This window comes from Actinomadura sp. NPDC048032 (assembly GCF_040653175.1).
Lineage (GTDB): Bacteria > Actinomycetota > Actinomycetes > Streptosporangiales > Streptosporangiaceae > Spirillospora > Spirillospora verrucosospora.
The window spans coordinates 1-13345 of sequence record NZ_JBEZJP010000210.1 but is presented as its reverse complement, the minus strand read 5'-3'; the positions used below and the strand labels follow the sequence as shown (position 1 = coordinate 13345).

Annotated in this window: 14 protein-coding genes and 1 riboswitch; of the genes, 10 read left to right on the top strand and 4 right to left on the bottom strand. The window is 73.1% G+C overall.

All coding sequences use genetic code 11. The features are described from left to right. The first annotated feature begins 98 nt into the window (after positions 1-98). Positions 99-229, top strand: a riboswitch (FMN riboswitch). Positions 230-301: 72 nt separating this feature from the next. The 6 genes from AB0C69_RS24920 (at position 302) to AB0C69_RS24895 (ending at position 4727) form a co-directional block, all read left to right on the top strand. Continuing rightward, entirely contained in the window at positions 302-895 is a 594-nt protein-coding gene (locus tag AB0C69_RS24920) for a riboflavin synthase (RefSeq protein WP_360357475.1), read from the top strand. Continuing rightward, positions 892-1533, top strand: coding sequence for a nicotinamide riboside transporter PnuC (gene pnuC / locus AB0C69_RS24915; RefSeq protein WP_345184709.1), 642 nt, complete (start codon positions 892-894; stop codon positions 1531-1533). Before AB0C69_RS24920 ends, pnuC begins: the two co-directional genes overlap by 4 nt. Beyond that, positions 1530-2822 carry a bifunctional 3,4-dihydroxy-2-butanone-4-phosphate synthase/GTP cyclohydrolase II gene (locus AB0C69_RS24910; protein ID WP_345184707.1) on the top strand — a complete coding sequence of 431 codons (1293 nt, stop codon included), beginning with the start codon at positions 1530-1532 and terminating at the stop codon, positions 2820-2822. Before pnuC ends, AB0C69_RS24910 begins: the two co-directional genes overlap by 4 nt. Continuing rightward, positions 2819-3331 (top strand): 6,7-dimethyl-8-ribityllumazine synthase, encoded by a 513-nt coding sequence (gene ribH, locus AB0C69_RS24905; protein WP_345184705.1) that lies wholly within the window; start codon positions 2819-2821, stop codon positions 3329-3331. The genes AB0C69_RS24910 and ribH overlap by 4 nt, the downstream gene beginning before the upstream one ends. An 81-nt stretch (positions 3332-3412) precedes the next feature. Then, entirely contained in the window at positions 3413-4288 is an 876-nt protein-coding gene (gene hisG, locus AB0C69_RS24900; protein WP_345184702.1) for an ATP phosphoribosyltransferase, read from the top strand. Continuing rightward, positions 4281-4727, top strand: coding sequence for a PH domain-containing protein (locus tag AB0C69_RS24895; protein WP_345184700.1), 447 nt, complete (start codon positions 4281-4283; stop codon positions 4725-4727). Before hisG ends, AB0C69_RS24895 begins: the two co-directional genes overlap by 8 nt. Before the next feature lie 18 nt (positions 4728-4745). On the opposite strand, the gene AB0C69_RS24890 is transcribed toward AB0C69_RS24895, so the two are convergent. The 3 genes from AB0C69_RS24890 to AB0C69_RS24880 are packed head-to-tail and all read right to left on the bottom strand — an operon-like array spanning position 4746 to position 8054. Next, positions 4746-5384: a hypothetical protein gene (locus AB0C69_RS24890; protein WP_345184696.1), complete on the bottom strand. Its 639-nt coding sequence runs from the start codon at positions 5382-5384 to the stop codon at positions 4746-4748. After that, complete coding sequence (locus AB0C69_RS24885) at positions 5381-6781, bottom strand: selenium-binding family protein (RefSeq protein ID WP_345184694.1); 1401 nt, start codon at positions 6779-6781, stop codon at positions 5381-5383. The genes AB0C69_RS24890 and AB0C69_RS24885 overlap by 4 nt, the downstream gene beginning before the upstream one ends. A gap of 10 nt (positions 6782-6791) precedes the next feature. Further along, positions 6792-8054 carry a sulfite oxidase gene (locus AB0C69_RS24880; RefSeq protein ID WP_360357468.1) on the bottom strand — a complete coding sequence of 421 codons (1263 nt, stop codon included), beginning with the start codon at positions 8052-8054 and terminating at the stop codon, positions 6792-6794. A 190-nt stretch (positions 8055-8244) separates the two neighbouring features. Between AB0C69_RS24880 and AB0C69_RS24875 the strand changes: the two genes are divergently transcribed. Genes AB0C69_RS24875 through AB0C69_RS24860 form a run of 4 tightly spaced genes read left to right on the top strand, consistent with a single transcriptional unit; the run spans position 8245 to position 12039 of the window. Then, a complete protein-coding gene (locus AB0C69_RS24875) occupies positions 8245-9141 on the top strand; it encodes a MoxR family ATPase (RefSeq protein WP_345184791.1) in 897 nt (298 codons plus the stop codon). A 2-nt stretch (positions 9142-9143) separates the two neighbouring features. Beyond that, on the top strand, positions 9144-10262 hold the full coding sequence (locus AB0C69_RS24870) for a VWA domain-containing protein (protein WP_360357465.1): 1119 nt from the start codon (positions 9144-9146) through the stop codon (positions 10260-10262). Further along, complete coding sequence (locus AB0C69_RS24865) at positions 10255-11379, top strand: XdhC family protein (RefSeq protein WP_360357462.1); 1125 nt, start codon at positions 10255-10257, stop codon at positions 11377-11379. Before AB0C69_RS24870 ends, AB0C69_RS24865 begins: the two co-directional genes overlap by 8 nt. 18 nt (positions 11380-11397) lie before the next feature. Next, positions 11398-12039 (top strand): nucleotidyltransferase family protein, encoded by a 642-nt coding sequence (locus AB0C69_RS24860; RefSeq protein WP_360357460.1) that lies wholly within the window; start codon positions 11398-11400, stop codon positions 12037-12039. Here AB0C69_RS24860 and AB0C69_RS24855 read toward each other — a convergent pair. Continuing rightward, positions 11969-13189 (bottom strand): aldolase, encoded by a 1221-nt coding sequence (locus AB0C69_RS24855; protein ID WP_360357457.1) that lies wholly within the window; start codon positions 13187-13189, stop codon positions 11969-11971. The genes AB0C69_RS24860 and AB0C69_RS24855 overlap by 71 nt on opposite strands. Positions 13190-13345: the final 156 nt, after the last annotated feature.

The following is a 13345-nucleotide window of genomic DNA, read 5'->3' as shown; positions in this document are numbered from 1 at the left end:
GGAGTGGGCGAACCGGCCGGGGCCCGCGCGAAGGAGTTGTGGCGATGGCCACAGGGGCGGGAATGGGAATGCGTGGCACACTGGTTGGCAAAGCATGAACGCGTGCTCCGGGGTCGGTGAAATTCCGAACCGGCGGTGACAGTCCGCGACCCGGCCGAAGCCATCGGCCGGTTGACCCGGTGGAACTCCGGGACCGACGGTGAAAGTCCGGATGGGAGGCAGCGCGCGGTACGCCCCTGGCCAGGGGTGTATTCGGACGCACGTACGTCCCCCGGAGCCACTGATCTAGGAGGCCCGGGAGATGTTCACCGGCATCGTCGAGGAGCTCGGCGAGATCGTGGCGATCGACCCCCAGGGGGACTCGGTCGCGCTCGCGGTCCGCGGGCCCCTGGTCGTCCAGGACGCCGTGCACGGCGCGTCGATCGCCGTCAACGGCGTCTGTCTCACCGTGGTCGACGTCAAAGGCGAGGTCTTCACCGCCGACGTCATCAAGGAGACGCTCGACAAGTCCAGCCTGGGCGCGCTGGAACCGGGCTCCAAGGTCAACCTGGAACGCCCCGTGCGGCTGTCGGACCGGCTCGGCGGCCACCTCGTCCAGGGCCACGTCGACGGCGTCGGCGCGATCGTCTCCCGCGAGCCGGGGGAGCGGTGGGACGTGGTGACGGTGTCCCTGCCCGCCGAGCTGAGCCGCTACCTGGTCGACAAGGGCTCGATCACCGTCGACGGGATCAGCCTCACGGTCGTCGAGGCGGGCGCCGACCGGTTCAGCGTGGCGCTCATCCCGACGACGCTCGCGCTGACCACCCTCGGCCACAAGGGGCCCGGCGACCCGGTGAACCTCGAAGTGGACGTCGTCGCCAAGTACGTCGAGCGCATGCTGGGAGACCGGTCATGAGCTGGCTCGGCGCCGGTTTCGAGGTCTTCGGCGAGCACATCCTGTGGACCGACCTCGTCGGCAACGTCCTGTCGCTCGCCGTCGTCTGGCTCGCCATGCGCAAGACCCTCTGGACCTGGCCGGTGCAGATGGTCGGCGCCCTCCTGCTGCTCGCGGCCTCGCTGCACGCGCACGTCCCGGGCAACGCGCTCAAGCAGATCCTCTTCTGCGGGCTCGCCCTCTACGGGTGGCTCATGTGGACCCGCGGACGGCGCGAGGCCGACGGCCTGGTCGTCCGGCAGGCGACGCTCAGGGAGCGGGCCGTGCTGCTCGGCGCGCTCGTGGTCGGCACGGCCGTGGTCGCCCAGCTGTTCGTGCACCTCGACTGGCTGAAGGTCGCCTGGTCGCCGTGGGCGAACGCCTACATCTTCGTCGGCAGCGCGGTCGCGACGTTCGCGCAGAGCCGCGCGCTCGTCGACTTCTGGATCGTCTGGGTGCTGGTCGACCTGGTCGGGGTGCCGCTGGCGCTCAAGTCCGGGCTGTACGTCTCCGGCGCGGTCTACGGGATCTTCTTCGTGATGGTGATGGTCGGGTTCAGGAACTGGCTCCGGGAGTCCCGGGGCGAGCGCAACTCCACGCGGAAGGCGGTGACCGCATGAGCGGCAACGACACGGCGCTGAACGGCACGGGAACCGGGGGCACGGGGATCTTCGACTCCGTCGAGTCGGCGATCGCCGACATCGCGGCGGGCCTGCCCGTCGTGGTCGTCGACGACGAGGACCGCGAGAACGAGGGCGACATCATCTTCGCGGCGTCGAAGGCGACGGCCGAGCTGCTGACGTTCACGATCCGCTACACCAGCGGCGTCATCTGCGTCCCGATGGAGGGCGCCGACCTCGACCGGCTGCAGATCCCGCTGATGACCGCGCAGAACACCGAGCGCATGCGCACCGCGTACACGGTCAGCGTGGACGCTCGGCTCGGCATCTCCACCGGCATCTCCGCCGCCGACCGGGCGCGGACGATCCGCACGCTGTGCGACTCGGCGTCCGAGCCCGGCGACTTCGTCCGCCCCGGCCACATCTTCCCGCTGCGCTACCGCGAGGGCGGCGTCCTGCGCCGGCGCGGCCACACCGAGGCCGCCGTCGACCTCGCCCGGCTCGCCGGGCTCCCCCCGGCCGGCGTCCTCGCCGAGGTGGTCAACGAGGACGGCACCATGGCGCGCCTGCCCGAGCTCCAGGTCTTCGCGAAGGAGCACGGCCTCAGGCTCGTCTCCATCGAGCAGCTCGCCGAGTACCGCAGGCGCACCGAGGCGATGGTGACCCGCGTCGTCGAGACCCGGCTGCCGAACAGGTACGGGATGTGGCGCGCGGTCGGGTTCTCCAGCGCCATCGACGGCGGGGAGCACATCGCGCTCGTGCTGGGCGACCTCGGCGAGGGAGAGGACGTCCTGGTCAGGGTCCACTCCGAGTGCCTCACCGGCGACGTCCTGCACTCCGAGCGCTGCGACTGCGGGACCCAGCTCGACGCCGCCATGGAGCGGATCGCCGGCGAGGGCCGCGGCATCGTGCTCTACCTGCGCGGTCACGAGGGGCGCGGGATCGGCCTGCTCGCCAAGCTCCAGGCGTACGCCCTCCAGGACAACGGCTCCGACACCGTCGACGCCAACCTGGAACTGGGGCTGCCGGCCGACGCGCGCGAGTACTCCAACGCCGGCCACATGCTGCGCGAGCTGGGCGTACGCTCGGTACGGGTGCTCACGAACAACCCGGACAAGCTCAGGGGACTGGGCGGCTTCGGGGTGGACGTGCGGGGGCGGGAGGCCATGCCCGTCATCGTCACCGAGCACAACCGGCGCTACCTGACGGTCAAGCGCGACCGCCTCGGCCACGAGCTTGAGCTCGGGCCCCAGATCGAACCCGGACACCGGAGCGAGGGACTTTCATGAGCGGCGCGGGACGCCCCGAGGACATCACGGTCGACGCGGCCGGGCTCACGCTCGGCATCGTGTGCACCCGCTGGCACGAGCCGGTCACCGACCGGCTGCTGGAGCGGGCGCTCGCCGCGGCGAAGGCGTGCGGCGTGGACGAGCCGGTCGTGGCCCGCGTCGCCGGCGCGCTCGAGCTGCCCGTGATCGCCCAGCAGATGGCCCGCGACCTCGACGCCGTCGTCTGCCTCGGCGCGGTCGTCCGGGGCGCCACCGCCCACTTCGACTACGTGTGCGACTCGGTGACCGCCGGTGTGACCCGCGTCGCGCTGGACGAGTCGACTCCGGTGGGCAACGGGGTGCTCACCTGTGACACCATTGAGCAGGCACTGGAACGCAGCGGGCTGCCGGGCAGCTCCGAGGACAAGGGATGGGAGGCGACTGTGGCCGCACTCGACACGGCACTGACCCTGCGAGGTCTGCGGCATCACGGTCACGCCGGGCACGGCCTGGAGCATCTGGGCTCCTAGGCAGGGGGCGGATCCGGCCACAGGCCGTCCGCGCTCCCGAAACCCGGTGTCCCGTACCCATCCTCATCGAAAGGCTCATCCGTGCTGTCACTCGTTCTGCCCAAGGGATCGCTGGAGAAGGCGACCATGCAGCTGTTCGACGCCGCCGACCTCACCGTCCAGCGCGCCTCGGACCGCGACTACCGCGCCTCCATCGACGACCCGCGCATCGACCGCGTCCGGGTCCTGCGCCCGCAGGAGATCCCGACCTACCTCGAGCAGGGCCTGTTCGACCTCGGCATCACCGGCCGCGACTGGATCACCGAGACCGACGCCGACGTCGTCAGCCTCGGCGAGCTGAAGTACTCCAAGGCGACCTCCAACCCGGTCCGCGTGATCATGGCGGTGCCGGACGGCGCGCCCTGGCAGTCCGTGGCGGACCTGCCGGAGGGCGTGCGGATCTCCACCGAGTTCCCGGCGATGACCAAGCGGTACCTCGACCGGCACGGCGTCAAGGCCACGGTCGTCCCGTCCTACGGCGCGACCGAGGCGAAGGTGCCCGACATCGTCGACGCGATCGTCGACCTCACCGAGACCGGCTCGTCGCTGCGCAAGAACGGCCTGCGCATCCTCGACACGCTCCTGACCAGCTACACCGAGCTGGTCGCGAACCGCGAGGCCTACGAGGACGCCGAGAAGCGCGCCGCGATGGAGGACATCTCCCTGCTGCTGCAGGGCGTGATCCGCGCCCGCGGCAAGGTGCTGCTGAAGCTGAACGTCGCGCACGGCGACCTGCAGAAGGTCCTGGACATCATGCCCGCGATGGCCTCGCCCACGGTCACCTCGCTGGCCGGCGGCGAGTCCAACGCGGTGGAGTCGGTGGTGGCCAAGCGCGGCGTCAACACGCTGATCCCGGCGCTGAAGGCGGCGGGCGCCCACGACATCCTCGAGATCCCCATCGCGAAGATCGTTGACTGACGTCCCGGCCCTGCCGACGGTGTGGCGCCCCCGCACCACCCGGCTCGTCGCCTACACCACGGCGGGCGTGATCGTGCTCGGCATGATCGTGCTCGCCGTGGTGGTGGCGCCGCAGTTCAAGCTGTTCGACCGGATCCTGATGGTCGCCTTCGCCGCGGTGGTCGCCTGGGTGCTGCACATGCTGGCGCGCTGCCGCGTCGGCGCCGACGAGTCCGGCCTGACGGTCGTCAACGCCTTCCGCACCCGCCGCCTCGAATGGCCCGAGGTCGTCGGCGTCTCCATGACCACCGGCGACCCCTGGCCCACGCTCGACCTCGCCGACGGCACCTCCCTGCCCGCCATGGGCATCAACGGGGCCGAGAAGGCCCGCGCCGCCCACCAGCTCACCGAACTCCGCGCCCTCCTCCACACGCGAGGCGAAGCCCCCGACCCCACCTGACGCCCTGGACCGGCCGGGTCACCAGGCGGTGATGGCGGTGATGGTGCCGGCGCCTATGAGGGCCACGGCCCAGAGGCGGTCGAGGTTGAACCAGGCGCGGCGCAGGACGGCCAGGCCGACGATCTCGTAGACGAGGACGGCGATCACGCCGGCGACGGTGAACATCGACAGGGTGTGCACGGCGGTGACGAAGATCCCGGTCGACAGGGCGCTGCCGGAGGACGACGCCAGTCCGTGGTCGTGGCCCGCCGGGGCCGTCCCGGACGAGGTGAGCACGGGCAGCAGCATCAGGCCCGCGCCGTGCACCGACGACATCAGGAACGACCAGCCGGCGAGCTGCCAGAGCGAGATCCGCATCCCGACCCAGCGGAAGTGCCGCCGCGACAGCAGGCGCCACAGGCCGAACCCGACGAGCACGGCCCCGCCGCCGATCGCGACCGCGCGGGTCGCGACGACGGAGCGGGTGAGGGCGACCAGGACGGCGACGGCGCCGACGGAGGCGGCGTGGCCCGCGGCGATGGCCGGGAGCGACTGCAGCACGAGGGACCGGCTGCGCTCCTGGAGTCCGCGGGCCACGGCGAACAGCCATCCCATGGCCGGGTTGAGGCCGTGGAACGCGCCGAGCGCGACGAGTGCGGCGAGCGACCCGTCGTTCACGGGTAGCAGTAGGAGTCCGAGGAGGCGTCGCCGCCCTGGAGACGCGTCTGGTGCGGGCGGCGGCCGCGGAAGTCGTCGCCGCTGGGGAAGAACCGCTCGTCGAACGAGAAGCCGTCCGGGGTGGAGTCGAGCTTGGCCATCCAGGCGCCGACACCGTCGGGATAGAACTGGTCGTCCCACGAGCCGTACAGCGAGTTGGTGACGTAGACGCGCTTTCCGTCGCGGCTGACCTCCACCATCTGCGGCCCGCCCGCCAGGGGGCGACCGGGGTCGGCGGGATGGGGGGTCCGGCCGACGATGCCGCCGATGCGCACCGAGCCCGCCTCGACCGGGTGGAACGGGTCGCTGACGTCGTAGCGCTTCAGCTCGCCGGTGCCCCAGCAGGAGACGTACAGCCACTGGTCGTCCACCGACAGGTCGATGTCCGTCACGAGCGGGGGCACGGCCCCGAACGGCCGGATGACGGGCGGGAGGGCGTCCGGGTCGGCCGGCTCGGCCGGGATCGTGATCACCTTGGTCGCGGCCCACCGGTCGCCGTCGCGGTGCCAGACCCACACCGACGCCGACAGGTCCTCGACGCTGACGACCACGCCCGCGAACCCGTACAGCTTCGTCGGGTCGTGCGCGGGGCGCAGCTCCAGGACCATCTGGTGCTCGTCCCCGAGGTCGACCGTCTGGACGTGCTTGCGCTTGCGCAGGTCGAAGAAGTTCAGCGAGTGCCCGTACTTGCGGCCGAGCAGCAGTTCCCCGACGACACCGTCCTCGATCATGGACGGCGTGCCCCACTCGGACGCGACGAGGACGTCGTGCGCGATGTGCCACCAGGCGTCGTAGGCGAAGTGCTGCGGGCCCCGGTCGACCTCCCAGCGTCCGAGGACCTCGAACGAGGTGTGGTCGAGCAGCGCGATCCCGCCGGGGCCGTCCTCGCCGTTCGCGCCGCCGAGGGCGGTCAGGTAGAGGCCCTCGGGCCCGCAGTGGACGGTGTGCGGGCGCGAGTACCCGGCGCGCTTGGCCAGCTCGTCCGGCTCCAGCGTCTTGACGATCTTCGGGGCGGTCGGGTCGTCCTTGGTGTCGATGACGTACACCCGCGACGACCGGAGCCCGGGGACGATCAGGTACCGCCGCTCGACGTGCGGGTGCGGGGAGCCGGGGCACAGGGCGCTGCTGCACGCGTTCCACCCGAAGTGGTGCAGCTCGTCGCCGAGATAGGGCAGCTCGGTCCACCCCACCACGGAGCCGTAGGAGGCGGAGCCGGGGTCCACGTCGAGCACCGCGATCGCGTCCGGCTTCTCCGCGGCCCGGTCGAACGCCGCGACGTAGGCGAGCTTCTCCGGCGGCGCCGAGGCGGCGTCGCGCGGCGAGGCGTAGAACGTCGGGTCTGGCTTCCACAGTGGCATGGGTGCCCTTTCAGGTGATGGTGACCGGGTGCCGTACGACGGCGCCGAAGAGATAGCCGAGCGTGTTGTAGGGGGCGGTCGCGGGCTGGGCGGTGCCGGTCTCGTCGGTCGCGCGCGCCAGGAGTTCGTGGCGGCCCGGCCGTTCGGGTCGCCACGGCAGCTCCCAGCGGACCCATCCGCGGGGACTCGGGTGGCGGTCCCGCAGGCGGGCGCGGCGCCACGTCCTGCCGCCGTCCACGCTGACCTCGACGTGCCGGATGCGGCCGCCGCCCGACCAGGACCGGCCGCGCAGGACCTGCGGGCGCGCCGGCAGGGACGCCTCCCAGGGCAGCTCGAACGCGGACTTGACGTTCATGCGGGTCAGGGGCGGCGATCCCTCCTCGGGATAGCCGGGCCCGAAGAGCCGGTAGTAGCGGGTGTTCCACGGGGAGAACAGCGGCTCGTCGGCCACCTGGATGTCTCCCAGCCACTTGATGGACGCGATGCCCGTCCACGAGGGCACGACCAGGCGCACCGGGTGGCCGTGGTCGGGCGGCAGAGGAGCGCCGTTCATCTCGTAGGCGAGGAGCGCGTCCTTCATGGCCTTCGCGATCGGCAGGGGGCGCCGCACGCGGCCGAGGTTCTCGCCCTTGTCCACGAACTCAGCGTCCAGCCCGCGCGGCATGATGTCCACGGCCTCAGGGGTGACACCTGCACGACGCAGGACGGTCGCCAGGCGGACGCCGCGCCAGCGGGCCACGCCGACCCCGCCCAGCCGCCACGGGGTCCCCGACACCTCCTGGCCCTGCTGGGAGGTGTAGAACGCGCGGGCGTTGCCGGTGCACTCGATGAACGCGGTGACCTCCTCGGCCGGGAGCCGGAGGAGGTCCTCGTAGGTGAACTCGACGGGGCGGTCCTCGGCGGGGGCGCCGCGCAGGCCGGTTCCCCAGAGCCTCAGCCGCCAGGTGCGCGCGTCGATGAGCGGTGTGGCGACATGGTTGCGGACGAAGAACCGGTCGGTGGGGGTGAGGTACCCCTGCCCGCGCATGGCCTCCCACCGCATCTCGGCGTTCGTGCCCTGCGGGACGAACAGCTCCGGGGGCAGCGGCTTCACGATTCCGGTCGCGGCGTCCGCGGGCCGCGGGCCGAGGGCCGCGGAGAGGCCGGCGGTCAGCCCGGCTCCCGCCGACAGCCGCAGGAGTCCCCTCCGGGAGGGGGATCGGACGCGCTCGTAGGTCGCCTCGTCGGTCAGGTCGTCCCCATGGGGCAGGTCATCGGGATCACCGCTTCGCATGGCTCCGATGCTGCTCAGCCCGCGTCCAAAAGTCAACTTTCCCTACTGCTTTGACAGGTTTTTATCGGCGGGGGAGGTTCCCATAGCGCGGCAAAGCGGGGCGGACGGCCGAGCCGGATCCGTACGGAACCAGATGTGTGACTTGGGTCTCGGGCTGAGTAGCCTGTGATCCGTGGGGGAGGCGGCGCCGATGACCGTGGACCAGGTCGGATCGCCCGCGGAGCTCGCGGGCCTGCTCGACAGGAACGGCTACCTGTGCGACGAGGGGCTCGCCACGGCCTGCTTCCTCGCCCTGCGGATGGGACGGCCCCTGTTCCTGGAGGGGGAGGCGGGCGTCGGCAAGACCGAGCTGGCCAAGACGCTCGCGCGGGGCCTCGGCGCGCCGCTGATCCGGTTGCAGTGCTACGAGGGCCTCGACGCGTCTCAGGCGCTCTACGACTGGGACTTCCCCCGCCAGCTCCTGCACCTGCGCGCGGCGGAGGCCGCGGGCGTCAGCGACGTGTCGCGGCTGGAGGGCGAGCTCTACGACCGGCGGTTCCTGCTGGCGCGGCCGCTGCTCCAGGCGCTGGAGACGTCCCCCAGCGTGCTGCTCGTCGACGAGCTGGACCGCGCCGACGACGAGTTCGAGGCGTTCCTGCTCGAGGTCCTCAGCGACTTCACGATCACCGTCCCCGAGCTCGGCACGATCCGGGCCGAGCGGCCGCCGGTGGTCGTGGTGACGTCCAACCGCACCCGCGAGGTCCACGACGCGCTCAAGCGCCGCTGCCTGTACCACTGGCTGGAGCACCCCTCGTTCGACCGCGAGGTCGCGATCATCAGGCGGCGGCTGCCGGACGCGGCGGAGCGGCTCGCCGGGCAGGTGGCGCGGGCCGCGCAGCGGATGCGCGAGGCCGACCTGCTGAAGCCGCCGGGCGTCGCCGAGTCCCTGGACTGGACGGAGGCGCTCGTGGCCCTCGGCGTCCGCGACCTCGACCCGGGTACGGCGGCGGTGACGCTCGGCGCCGTCCTGAAGTACCGCGAGGACCAGCAGCGCGTGCTCGGCGGCGACGGCGCGGCCGGGCTAGAGGCACTGCTCGACGGGGGGTGACCGTGGACCGGGACGTCACCGAGACGATGGTCGGCTTCGCCAGGACGGTGCGCGCGGCGGGCGGGGCCGCCGATCCCGAGCGGGTCCAGGCGATGCTCGCCGCGCTCGACCATCTCGACGTGCTCGACCCGCACGACGTGTACTGGGCGGGCCGGCTCACCCTGTGCGCCGACCCCGACGACCTCGCGCGCTACGACCGCTGCTTCGCCGCGTACTTCTCGGGCGCGACCGCCCGCCCGGGACGCGGGAGGCCGCCGGTCGTGGTGCGCCGGGTGCCGATGGCGGAGCCGGGCGGGCGCGGCGGCAGGCAGGGGCCGCAGGAGCTGGAGGCGGCCACGGCCAGCGACGTCGAGGTGCTCCGCGACCGCGACGTCGCGCGGCTCGGCGCCGCCGAGCGCGCCGAGGTCGCGCGGCTCATCGCCCTGCTGGACGCGGGCGCCGAACGGCGCAGGTCGCGGCGGTTCGCGCCGACGCCGACCGGGCGGCTCGACCCCGCCCGCACCGTCCGGGAGACGCTGCGGCGCGGCGGCGAGACGTCCCTGCTCCGGCACCGGAGCCACCGCACCCGGCCGCGCCGGGTCGTGCTGATCGTGGACGTCAGCGGGTCGATGAGCCCGTACGCCGACGCGCTGCTGCGGTTCGCGCACGCCGCCGCGCGCTCGGGCGGCCGGGACGTCGAGGTGTTCAGCGCGGGGACGCGCCTCACCCGCCTCACCCGGGAGCTGCGGCACCGCGAGCCGGACGCGGCGATGGCGGCGGCGTCCGCGGCCATCCCGGACTGGAGCGGCGGCACGCGCCTCGGCGAGGAGCTGAAGGAGTTCCTCGACCGGTTCGGGCAGCGGGGGCTGGCGCGCGGCGCCGTCGTGGTGATCGCCTCGGACGGGTGGGAGCGCGGCGACGCCGGGCTGCTCGGCGCGCAGATGGCGCGGCTGCACCGGCTCGCGCACCGGGTGGTGTGGGCGAACCCGCACAAGGCGCGGCCCGGGTACGAGCCGCTGACCGCGGGGATGGCCGCGGCGCTCCCGCACGTCGACGACTTCACCTCCGGGCACAGCCTCGCGGCGCTGGAGGAACTGGCCCGCCTCGTCGCGGGCGCCGGAAAGGGGAGGGCTCATGCGTGACGTGCTCGGCGACATCGCCGGCTGGTACGGGTCCGGGCGGACGTTCGCGCTCGCGACCGTCGTGAACACCTTCCGCAGCGCGCCGCGCCCTCCGGGGGCGGCGATGGCGGTCTCGCCCGACGGGGAGGTCGCGGGCAGCGTGTCCGGCGGCTGCGTCGAGGGCGCGGTGTACGAGCTGGGGCGGACGGTGCTGGAGACCGGTGAACCCGTCGTCCAGCGGTACGGGGTGAGCGACGACGACGCGTTCGCCGTCGGGCTGACCTGCGGCGGGATCCTGGACGTGCTGGTGGAGCCCGTCGGCCCGGACACCTTCCCCGAGTTCGCCGACGTCGCCGCCGCCATCGAGGCGCGCGAGCCGGTCGCGGTCGCCACCGTCGTGGCCGGGCCCGGCCGGATCGGCGCCCGCCGCGTGGTCTGGACCGACCGCGCGTCCGGGTCCCTCGCGCCCGGCGCCCCGCACGCGGCCCGCCTCGACGCGGCGGTGGACGACGACGCGCGCGGCATGCTCGCCCAGGGCCTCACCGGCCAGCGGCACTACGGGCCGGAGGGGGAGCGGCGGCTGGACGACCTCACCGTCTTCGTGCACTCGTTCGCGCCGCCGCCGCGGCTGCTGGTGTTCGGCGCGATCGACTTCGCGGCGGCCGTCGCCCGGATCGGCAAGTTCCTCGGCTACCACGTGACGGTGTGCGACGCGCGGCCGGTGTTCGCGACGCCCAAGCGGTTCCCCGATGCCGACGAGGTCGTGGTGAAGTGGCCGCACAAGTTCCTGGAGGAGACGCGCGACGCCATCGACGGGCGTACGGCGATCTGCGTCCTCACCCACGACCCCAAGTTCGACGTGCCGCTGCTGGAGGTGGCGCTGCGCACCGAGGCCGGCTACGTCGGCGCGATGGGCTCGCGCCGCACCCACGACGACCGGACGGCGCGGCTCCGCGAGGCGGGCCTGACCGGCGCCGAGCTGGCCCGGCTGCGCTCGCCGATCGGCCTGGACCTCGGGGCCCGCACGCCGGAGGAGACGGCCGTGTCGATCGCGGCGGAGCTGGTGCAGCTGCGCTGGGGCGGTTCCGGCCGCCCGCTCACCGACACCAGCGGCCGCATCCACGCCGAGTCGGGCTGACGGCACTACCCTCGCGGGATGATGTTGCGCAGTGAGGAAGCACCGGCCGGCCTGCTGCTCGCGGCGGGGGAGGGCCGCCGCCTCGGCCGTCCCAAGGCGACGCTGGAGCTGGACGGCGAGCGGCTCGTCGACCGGGGCGTCCGCACGCTGCGGGACGGGGGCTGCTCCCCGGTCCTGGTGGTGGCGGGCGCCGCGCAGATCGAGGTCATCGGCGCCGTCGTCGTGCCCAACCCCGACTGGCGCGACGGCATGGGCTCGTCCCTGCGCGCCGGGCTCGCCGCGCTGCCGCCCGGCTGCCCCGCCGTGGTCGTCGCGCTGGTCGACCAGCCCCTGGTGACGCCCGCCGCCGTGCGACGGCTGGTCGCGGCGTTCGAGGAGGGCGCGGGCATCGCGGTCGCCACCTACGGGGGTGCGCCGCGCAACCCCGTCCTGCTGGCCGCGGGGCATCTCGACGGCGTCGCCGAGGCGGCGGTCGGCGACCAGGGGGCGCGCGGCTACCTGCGCGCCCACCCGGAGCTGGTGACGCCCGTCCCGTGCGACGACGTCGCCGCGCCCGACGACATCGACACCCCGGAAGACCTGTCCGCGCTCAGCCGCCCGCGGGAAGGACGCTCTCGTCCAGCGCCCCGCAGTCGACCGCACGGCGCAGCCGGGCGGTGAGCGCCTTGACGGTGGCGGGCTCGTCCAGGACGCCGCTCCCGTTCCCCGCCTGCTCGTGCCAGGCGCGGACCCGTCCGATCACGTCGTCGGCGCCGTTCAGGTGGAAGGCGTACACGGCCGCGTACCGGCTCGGCAGGTGCGCGGGATGCAGGTCCCAGCCCTGGTAGAAGCCGTGCGCCAGCGAGTGCCGGACGTGCGCGGCGTGCGTGGCCCACGCGGCGTTGACCTCGTCGGGCCCGTCGTTGCGGGGGATGATGTTGGTGGAGCCGTCCGACAGCCGCACCCCCGTGCCCGCCAGCGACACCTGCATGATGTGCCGGGCGAAGTCGCAGGCGGGGTGGTCGAGCCGCTGCTCGTGCGGCGGGAGCCCGAGCGCCGCGGTGTAGTCGAACACGCCGAAGTGGGCGGCGGTGATGCGGCCCTGCGCCTCGGTGACGAAGGGCTGGAGGCCGATCCGGTTCTCCTCGTCGTCCATCAGCGCCTGCGGCATCTCGATCTGGATCTCGAACCGCAGGATGCCCTGCGGCAGCCCGAGGGAGGTCTCCAGCCGGTCCAGGAACTCCACGAACAGCTTGACGTGATCGACGGAGGTCACCTTGGGGAAGGTGATGGTGAACCCGCCGGGCAGCCGGCCGAGCCGGTCGCGCAGCGCGGTCAGGAACCCGTCCAGCGTCCGCATCGCGCGCTCGTGGCCGCCGTCGGCGAACGACTTGACCCGCAGCCCCCAGTAGTGCGGCAGGCCCTTCACCTGGTACGCGGCGCCGACCGCCTCGACGACCTGCTCGACGTGGGCGTCCTCCTCCTTGTCGTCGCGCACCCCATAGCCGTCCTCGAAGTCGATCCGGACGTCCTCGACCGGCTCGGTGGCCAGCTTCGCCGCGACGCGTTCGCGCACCGTCCCGGCGAGCTCCGGATCGAGGCCGAACGCCGCGCCGAACGACCCGGCGCCGGGCGTGTGGGTGTTCAGCAGCCTCAGCGCCTCGGCGCCGAAGTCGGCGGGCGTCGACCGGGAGAACCGGTCCGCCGGGACGTACACCGTGTGGACCGGTTGGCGGCCTTCCGCGCCGCCGGGGAAGCGCTCGCCGTGGGCGTCGCGGACGGCGGCGATGCGCGCGGACAGATCGTCGTACGAGGAGACGCTGAGGTTCACCCTGCAATGATCCCCCAACCGCCGCCGGGGAGGAACCGATCCGGCGTGATCAGAACACCCGGATTCCCCAGGTCCCGCTGAACTCGGCGCCCGGTTCGAGGCCCACGACGTCCTCCCCGGACACGAACGCGTTGGGCGGGCAGGTCATCGGCTCGA